Raw genomic sequence first — 7826 nt, 5'->3', positions numbered from 1 at the left:
TCGGCAGCATGGGTGGTGCCATCGGGCCCGCACTGCTGGGGCCGATCAAGCAGCACCAGGGGCTGGCGCCGTCGGTGCTGGCACTGGGCGTGATGATGTTCCTGGCGGCGCTGTTTGCGCTGTCGTTCAAGAAGCGTTGAGCAGGAAACAGAGATGAGCACGGTGAACACCCCCTGGATTCGCAACTACCCGGCCGGCATGGCCTGGGACGCCGAGCTGCCGCTGATGCCGGTGCCGGCGCTGCTGCACGAGGCCGTGGCGCGCTGGCCCGACAAGCCGGCGCTGGAGTTCATGGGCCAGGTGATCAGCTACCGAGAGTTTGGCCACCGGGTCGAGCGGTTGGCGGCCGGGCTGCAGCAGCAAGGTGTGGGGCCTGGCGTGCATGTCGGGCTGTACCTGCCGAACACGCCGCACTATGCGATCGCCTTCTTCGCCGTGCTCGAAGCCGGCGGCACGGTGGTGAACTACTCGCCGCTGGATGCCGAACGCGTGCTGGCGCACAAGGTCGAGGACAGCCGCACCGACATTCTTTTCACACTGGACCTCGCGGCGCTGTACCCGCAGATGGGCCGGCTGCTCGGTTCGACGCGACTGAAGAAGCTGGTGGTTGGCAGCATGGGCGACTTCGGTGCCGCGCCCGAGGCGACGCTGGCGCATCTGCGCCAGGCCGGACAACTTGCCGAGGTGCCAGCTGACGAGCGCCACGTCAGCTTCCAGCAGGTGCTGGACAACGCCGCGCCGCTGCAGCGCCACACCATCGCCGACCTGAACGAAACCCTCGCGGTCCTGCAGTACACCGGCGGCACCACCGGCCTGCCCAAGGGCGCGATGCTGACGCATGCCAACCTCTCGGCCGCGGCGGCGCAGTTCTTCATCACCACGCAGGGCACGCCGCCGCTGCTGGCTGAAGGGCAAGAGCGCATGCTCGTCGTGCTGCCGCTGTTCCACATCTACGCCCTCTCGGTCTGCCTGCTGCTCGGCGTGCGGCTGGGCGCGCACCTGGTGCTGCACTCGCGCTTCGACCTCGATGCGGTGATCAAGGACCTGCAGGCCAAGCGCATCAGCATGTTCCCCGGCGTGCCCACGATGTACACGGCCATCGCCCAGCATCCCCAGGCCGCGCAGATGGACCTGCGTTCGCTGAAGCACTGCGGCTCCGGCGGTGCGCCGCTGCCGGCCGAAGTGGCGCAGCGCTTCTTCGAGCTCACCGGCTGCACGCTCAACGAAGGCTGGGGCATGACCGAGACCTCGCCCACCGGCACCTTCACACCCGTGCATGGGCTGCGCAAGCCCGGCTCCTGCGGCCTGCCGGTGCCCGGCGTCACAATCAGCCTGCGCGCGCTGGACGATGCCGCGCGTGAGGTGGCGGTCGGTGAACCGGGCGAGCTGTGCATCAGCGGCCCCAACGTCATGAAGGGCTACTGGAATGCGCCCGAGGCGAACGCGTCGGCCTTCACCGCCGACGGCCTGTTCCGCAGCGGCGACGTGGCACGCATGGACGAGGACGGCTGCTTCTACATCGTCGACCGCACCAAGGACATGCTGCTGTGCGGCGGCTACAACGTCTACCCGCGCATCCTCGAAGAGGCGATCTACGAGCACCCGGCGGTGCTGGAGGTCTGCGTCATCGGCATTCCGGACGAGTACCGCGGCCAGTCGCCCAAGGCCTTCGTCGCGCTGAAGCCGGGTGCCGCGCCGTTCACGATCGACGAGCTGAAGGCCTTCCTTGCGCCTCGGCTCGGCAAGCACGAGATGGTGCAGGCGCTGGAGATCCGCGCCTCGCTGCCGAAGACGCCGGTCGGCAAGTTGTCGAAGAAGGACCTGGTCGACGAAGAAGCCGCGCGCCGAGCCCAGGCTTGAAATAACGCGCAAAGACAGCGCACGTAGACACCGGAGACACTGATGGATCACTTGAGCGGCATGGACGCTTCGTTCCTGCACATGGAAACCCCCGAGATGCCGATGCATGTCGGTAGCCTGATGGTGCTGGACCTGCCCGCGGGCCATGGCGGCGACTTCTATGAAGACGTGAAGCACCATGTCTCGCAGCGCCTGCACCTGGCCTCGGTGTTCCAGCGCAAGCTGGCGCTGATGCCCTTCGAGCTGGCCAATCCGGTGTGGGTGGATGACGAAGACCTGGACATCGACCACCACATCCGCCACATCATCATGCCGCGCCCGGGTACGCCCGACCAGCTGGAGCGGCTGGTGGCGCGCCTGCATTCGCCGCTGCTGGACCGCAGCCGGCCGCTGTGGGAGCTGGTGGTGATCGAAGGCCTGGCCAGCGGCCAGGTGGCGGTGTACGCCAAGGTGCACCACGCAGCGATCGACGGCCAGGCTGGTGTGGCGCTGGCCACTGCGCTGCTGGACACCGCTGCGACGCCGCGCATCATCAAGCCACCGCGGCCGCGGCGGCGCACCAACCGCTACCAGCTCGGCGTGGCCGAATTGGCCGGCGCGGCGCTGAGCAACACCGTGCGCCAGTACGTCAAGCTGGTGAAGACCTTGCCCTCGGTGGCGCGTGCCGCGCGCACCGTGCTGCTGCCGCTGAATGAAGAGACCGGCAAGCGCAAGTTCACGCTGCCGCGCAGCCTGCGGCTCGCGCCCAGGACGCCGATCAACGTGGCCATCACCAACCAGCGCTCGTTTGCCACGCGCAGCCTGCCGCTGGACGAGCTGAAGCAGATGGCCAAGGCCAGTGATACCAGCCTGAACGACGTGGTGCTGGCGATCTGCGCCGGCGCGCTGCGCCGCTACCTGGCCGAGTACAACTGCAAGCCCACCAAGCCGCTGGTGGCCGGTGTGCCGGTGTCGCTGCGCGAGAAGGACAACACCGATCTCAACAACCAGGTGTCGTTCATCCTGGTCGGCCTGGCCACCGAGATCAGCGACCCGGTGGAGCGGCTGATGGCCATCCATGCGTCGGCGTCGGCCGGCAAGAAGGTCAGCGGCGAAGTGAAGGGCGCGATCCCAACCGACTTTCCTTCGTTCGGCGCGCCCTGGCTGATGTCGGGCCTGGCCTCGCTGTACGGCCGCTCGAGGCTGGCCGACAGGGTGCCGCCGATCGCCAACGTGATCGTCTCCAACGTGCCCGGGCCGCAGTTCCCGCTGTACCTGGCGGGCGCGCGCATCGCCACCTATGCCCCTGTGTCGATCCCGTCGCACGGCATGGCGCTGAACATCACGGTGCAGAGCTACAACGGCACGCTGGAGTTCGGCCTGACGGCCTGCCGACGCGCGCTGCCCGACATCGCCGACCTCGCCGACTACCTGATGGAAGCGGCGCAGGATCTCGGCCGACGGCTGGCCCAGCGCCCGGCCGCGGCGCCAGCGGTGGTGCTGGCCGAGCTGCCAGCGCCACCGGTGGCCACTGCACCGCGCAAGAGCGGAAGCAAGGGCAGAAGCAAGAGCCCCGTGGGTGCGCGGCAGGCGGCCGCGGCATGAGTCGAGGAGGGAAAAAGCCACTGCGCCCGCCCGGCCTGCACCTGATGGCACTCGAATGCCGTGCGCCGGCCGAAGCGATGGCCAGCCTGCTGCTGTGGCCCTGGCTTGCTGGCAGCGCAGCGCGAGGCGACGGCCACAGCGTGCTGGTGCTACCCGGCCTGGTGGCACCGGATGCGTCCACCGTGATGCTGCGCGGCTTCCTGCGCCGCCAGGGCTGGCGCACGCACGGCTGGCGCCAGGGCTTCAACCTGGGCCCGCGAGAAGGCGTGATCGAAGCCTGTGTCGAGCGCATCCGCACGCTGCACCAGCGCTCCGGCCGCAAGGTCAGCCTGGTCGGCTGGAGCCTGGGCGGCGTCTTCGCGCGCGAGCTGTCGAAGGTGTTGCCGCAGGCGGTGCGCCAGGTCATCACGCTCGGTAGCCCGGTCGGCGCCGGCCGGCATGCATCGAACGCTCGTCCTATCTATGAATTCGTCAGCGGCCAACGCGCCTACGCGCCCGAGCTGATGGCGCGGCTGGAGGAGCCGGCCCCCGTGCCCTGCACCTCCGTCTACAGCCGCAGCGACGGTGTGGTGCATTGGCGCGCCAGCCTGCAGCCCCCGGGCGCGTTGGCCGAGAACATCGCCGTGCCGGCCAGCCACACCGGCATGGGCATGAACCCGCTGGTGCTGCGCCTGGTCGCCGAGCGGCTGGCGCAGCCAGAATCCGGCTGGCGGCCGCGTGCCGCCGCCTCATCCTCTTGATCAAGGAAACCACCATGCGCGTCGTCAGCATCGAACGCTTCGGCAACCCGGCCGAGATCGTCTCCCTCGGTGAGCGCCCGCTGCCCGAACCCGGTCCGGGCGAGGTGCGTGTGCGTTTGGCGCTGTCGCCGATCCACAACCACGACCTGGCCATCCTGCGCGGTGTGTACGGCTACCGCCCGCCGCTGCCGGCGGTGCCGGGCACCGAGGCGCTGGGCCGCGTCGATGCGCTGGGCGACGGCGTAACAGCGCTGAAGCTCGGCCAGCGCGTGGCCACGGCGTCGAGCAACGGCGTCTGGGCCGAATGCTTCATTGCCCCCGCCGCCAAGCTGGTGCCGCTGCCGGATGCGCTGTCTGACGAAGCCGCCTGCCAACTGCTGGCCATGCCCTTGAGTGCGCTGATGCTGCTGGAGGACATGAAGCTGCAGCCCGGCCAGTGGATCGTGCAGAACGCCGCCAACGGCGCCGTTGGCAAGACGCTGGCCACGCTGGCCCAGACGCGCGGCGTGCAGGTCGTCAACCTCGTGCGCCGCGACGCCGCACTGGCCGATCTCGAAGCCGCCGGCATCGCCGGCGGCATCTCCACCGAGCACGAGGGCTGGCAGCAGCGTGTCGCTGCACTCACCGGCGGCGCGCCGCTGGTGCGCGCGGTCGAATCGATCGGCGGCGACGCCGCGCAGCAGCTGATGGGCCTGCTGGCCGAGAACGGCGAGCTGATCTCCTTCGGCTCGCTGACCTTCAAGCCGCTGCTGATCGGCGCCGAGCATCTGATCTTCAAGCAGACCGTCGTCAAGGGCTACTGGGCCAGCAAGCGGCTGGCGGCCACACCGCCGGCCGAGCTGGCCCGCATGATCGGCGAGCTGGCGCGGCTGGTCGCCACCGGCACGCTGAAGCTGCCGGTGGATGCGGTGTTCGATCTGGCGCAGGCCGCGCAGGCCATGGCCGCCGCTGAACGGGTAGGGCGCAGCGGCAAGGTGCTGCTGCGTGCTGAGTGATCTGGCCATGACGACCGACGCCATGCGCTTTCTCGTCGCCCGCGGCGACCTGCACCAGACCCGCTGGGCACCGGACCCGGACGCGCCCGCAGCCCGGCCGCTGGCCGAGGGCGAAGCACGGCTGCAGATCGAGCAGTTCGCGCTGACCGCCAACAACATCACTTACGCGGCCTTCGGCGAGGCGATGAAATACTGGCAGTTCTTCCCGACGGCGGAGGCCGGCTTCGGCTGCATCCCGGTGTGGGGCTTTGCCACGGTGACCGAATCGCGCTGCGATGGTGTCGAGCCCGGGCAGCGTGTCTACGGCTACCTGCCCATGGGCACGCACCTGGTCGTGCAGCCGGGGCGCGCGGGGCCACGCGGCTTCACCGACGCGGCGCCGCACCGCACCGATCTGGCCGCTGCTTACAACCGTTATGAAACCTGTGCCACCGACCCGCTGTACCGCGCCGAGCACGAAGGGCTGCAGGCGCTGCTGCGGCCGCTGTTCACCACCTCGTTCCTGCTCGACGATTTTCTCGCCAGCAACGGCGACTTCGGCGCCAGCCGTCTGCTGTTGTCGAGCGCCTCGAGCAAGACGGCTTTCGGCACGGCCTTCTGCATCCAGCGGCGCAGCCAGGGCCCCAAGCTGGTGGGCCTGACCTCGCAGGGCAATCGGGACTTCGTGCGTTCACTGGGCTGCTACGACGAGGTGCTGGCCTATGACGACATCGTCACGCTGGACCCGGCCGTGCCCAGCGTCTATGTCGACTTCGCCGGCAGCGCCCCGTTGCGGCGTTCGGTCCACGAGCATCTGGCCGCCACGCTGGCCTACAGCTGCGCGGTCGGCGGCAGCCACTGGGAGCAACTGCGCGGTGCGCGTGAGCTGCCCGGGCCGGCACCGCAGCTCTTCTTCGCACCGGCCCAGGCGCAATTGCGCGCCGCGCCGCCGCCGCAAGGCTGGGGTGGGCGTGGGTTGGAGAGCCGCATCGCGGACGCGTGGTTGGCCTTCATCGCCGCGCTGACGCAAGCCGAGCCGCCGTGGCTGACGGTGCGCCAAAGCCGCGGCGCCGATGCGGTCGAGCAGGCCTACCGCGCACTGCTCGCCGGCGGCAGCGATCCGCGCGACGGCCTGATGCTCGCGCCGCAGCCGGCCTGAACGCCGCGTTCGGTGCTGGCCGGGTGGGCCGGCACCGAACGGCGTTCAATGGCCGCTGTCGTGTCCGCCGCCGTCGTGGCCGCCCAGGCCCTGCACCAGCAGGCCGATCAGTTCGACCGACTGCTGGTCGAACTGCTCCTGCAGCAGGTCGCCCTCGCCCACGCTGCCGTCCTGGTTGGTGTCGAGCAGCGTCACCGCGGCGGTGACTTCGTCGTTGCTCAGCAGGCCGTCGGCGTCCCCGTCGATCTGCGTGAACAGCTCCGTGGCCAGCGCGGTGAAGTCGATCGCCGTGCTGCCGGTGTCCGCCAGGGCCAGCAGTTCGGACAGCGTGATGCTGCTGCTGTCGTCGTCATCGCTGCGCTCGAACAGATCGGCCACTACCTCGGCGATCGGCCTCGCATGCAGTTCGCCGCGCAGCGACGCCGGCGGCGTCGCATCGTTGCAAGGGCATGCGGCTTTCTTGTCGCTGCCGGCATAAAGGCAAGCGCTTGCCGGCAGCCCTAGGGTTTCTCATGTGTTGATGTGCTGACATACTCATCATACCATTGCCCATCGACACAAAAGACGGGGCTGGACCATGGCGGCTGCTGCCACGATTGCGCTGTTCGGCGCCGGCGGAAAAATGGGCGTGCGGCTGGCGAAGAACCTGCAAGCTTCGCCCTATGCGGTGCGCCATGTCGAAGTCGGCGCCGCCGGCCAGCAGCGGCTGCAGGACGAGTTGGGCATCCACTGCGTCAGCGTCGACGCGGCGCTGGACGGCGCGAACGTCGTGATCCTCGCGGTGCCGGACACGCTGATTGGCCGTCTGGCCGCCGAGATCGCGCCGAAGCTGCTGCCTGGCACGATGGTGATGACGCTGGACGCCGCGGCGCCGTTTGCCGGCCACCTGCCCGAGCGGCCGGACCTGGTGTACTTCGTCGCACACCCCTGCCATCCGCCGATCTTCAACGACGAAACCAACCCAGAGGCGCGGCGCGACTTCTTCGGCGGCGCGTATGCCAAGCAGTCCATCGTCAGCGCGCTGATGCAGGGCACGGACGAAGATTTTGCCGTCGGCGAAGCCATCGCGAAAGTGATCTACCAGCCCATCCTGCGTTCCTACCGGCTCAGCGTCGAGCAGATGGCGCTGCTGGAGCCGGGGCTGTCGGAGACGGTCTGCGCCACCTTGCTGGACGTGATGCGTGAAGCGATGGACGAGGTCGTGGCACGCGGCGTGCCGGCCGATGCGGCGCGCGACTTCCTGCTGGGCCACATGACCATCCTCGGCGCGGTGATCTTCAAGGAGATCCCGGGCCAGTTCTCCGATGCCTGCAACAAGGCCATCGCCTTCGGCAAACCCCGGCTGATGCGCGACGACTGGAAGCAGGTGTTCGAGCGCGAAGAAATCGCCGAGAGCATTCGCCGCATCACCTGACGCCGCCCGCCACCGGCAGCGAACAGCAAGTCCCGGCCTCCGTCATCGACGCCTGCGCAGACACGGCGCGGCGGAGCGCTGTTTCCCTCCACCCC

Annotated in this window: 7 protein-coding genes; 6 read left to right on the top strand and 1 reads right to left on the bottom strand. The window is 69.1% G+C overall.

Annotation, left to right across the window (positions count from 1 at the left end; genetic code table 11):
- Window positions 1–153: 153 nt before the first annotated feature.
- Genes VLK61_RS10425 through VLK61_RS10405 form a run of 5 tightly spaced genes read left to right on the top strand, consistent with a single transcriptional unit; the run spans window position 154 to window position 6317 of the window.
- Window positions 154–1860, top strand: a complete 1707-nt coding sequence (locus VLK61_RS10425; RefSeq protein ID WP_325420868.1) for a long-chain-fatty-acid--CoA ligase — start codon at window positions 154–156, stop codon at window positions 1858–1860.
- A gap of 42 nt (window positions 1861–1902) precedes the next feature.
- A complete protein-coding gene (locus VLK61_RS10420) occupies window positions 1903–3444 on the top strand; it encodes a WS/DGAT/MGAT family O-acyltransferase (RefSeq protein WP_325420867.1) in 1542 nt (513 codons plus the stop codon).
- A 44-nt stretch (window positions 3445–3488) separates the two neighbouring features.
- Window positions 3489–4184 (top strand): esterase/lipase family protein, encoded by a 696-nt coding sequence (locus tag VLK61_RS10415; protein ID WP_325420866.1) that lies wholly within the window; start codon window positions 3489–3491, stop codon window positions 4182–4184.
- A 14-nt stretch (window positions 4185–4198) separates the two neighbouring features.
- Complete coding sequence (locus VLK61_RS10410) at window positions 4199–5179, top strand: zinc-binding dehydrogenase (RefSeq protein ID WP_325420865.1); 981 nt, start codon at window positions 4199–4201, stop codon at window positions 5177–5179.
- Between the two features lie 7 nt (window positions 5180–5186).
- Entirely contained in the window at window positions 5187–6317 is a 1131-nt protein-coding gene (locus VLK61_RS10405) for a DUF2855 family protein (RefSeq protein WP_325420863.1), read from the top strand.
- A gap of 45 nt (window positions 6318–6362) precedes the next feature.
- On the opposite strand, the gene VLK61_RS10400 is transcribed toward VLK61_RS10405, so the two are convergent.
- Window positions 6363–6695, bottom strand: a complete 333-nt coding sequence (locus VLK61_RS10400) for a hypothetical protein (RefSeq protein ID WP_325420861.1) — start codon at window positions 6693–6695, stop codon at window positions 6363–6365.
- A 199-nt stretch (window positions 6696–6894) separates the two neighbouring features.
- Here VLK61_RS10400 and VLK61_RS10395 point away from each other — a divergent pair, with 199 nt between their 5' ends.
- Complete coding sequence (locus tag VLK61_RS10395; protein WP_325420859.1) at window positions 6895–7731, top strand: phosphogluconate dehydrogenase C-terminal domain-containing protein; 837 nt, start codon at window positions 6895–6897, stop codon at window positions 7729–7731.
- Window positions 7732–7826 lie beyond the last annotated feature (95 nt).

The organism is Aquabacterium sp. (assembly GCF_035476535.1).
In the GTDB taxonomy this organism is placed as follows: domain Bacteria; phylum Pseudomonadota; class Gammaproteobacteria; order Burkholderiales; family Burkholderiaceae_C; genus Pseudaquabacterium.
The sequence above is the reverse complement of the archived record's forward strand: the minus strand, read 5'-3'. Positions and strand labels throughout refer to the sequence as shown.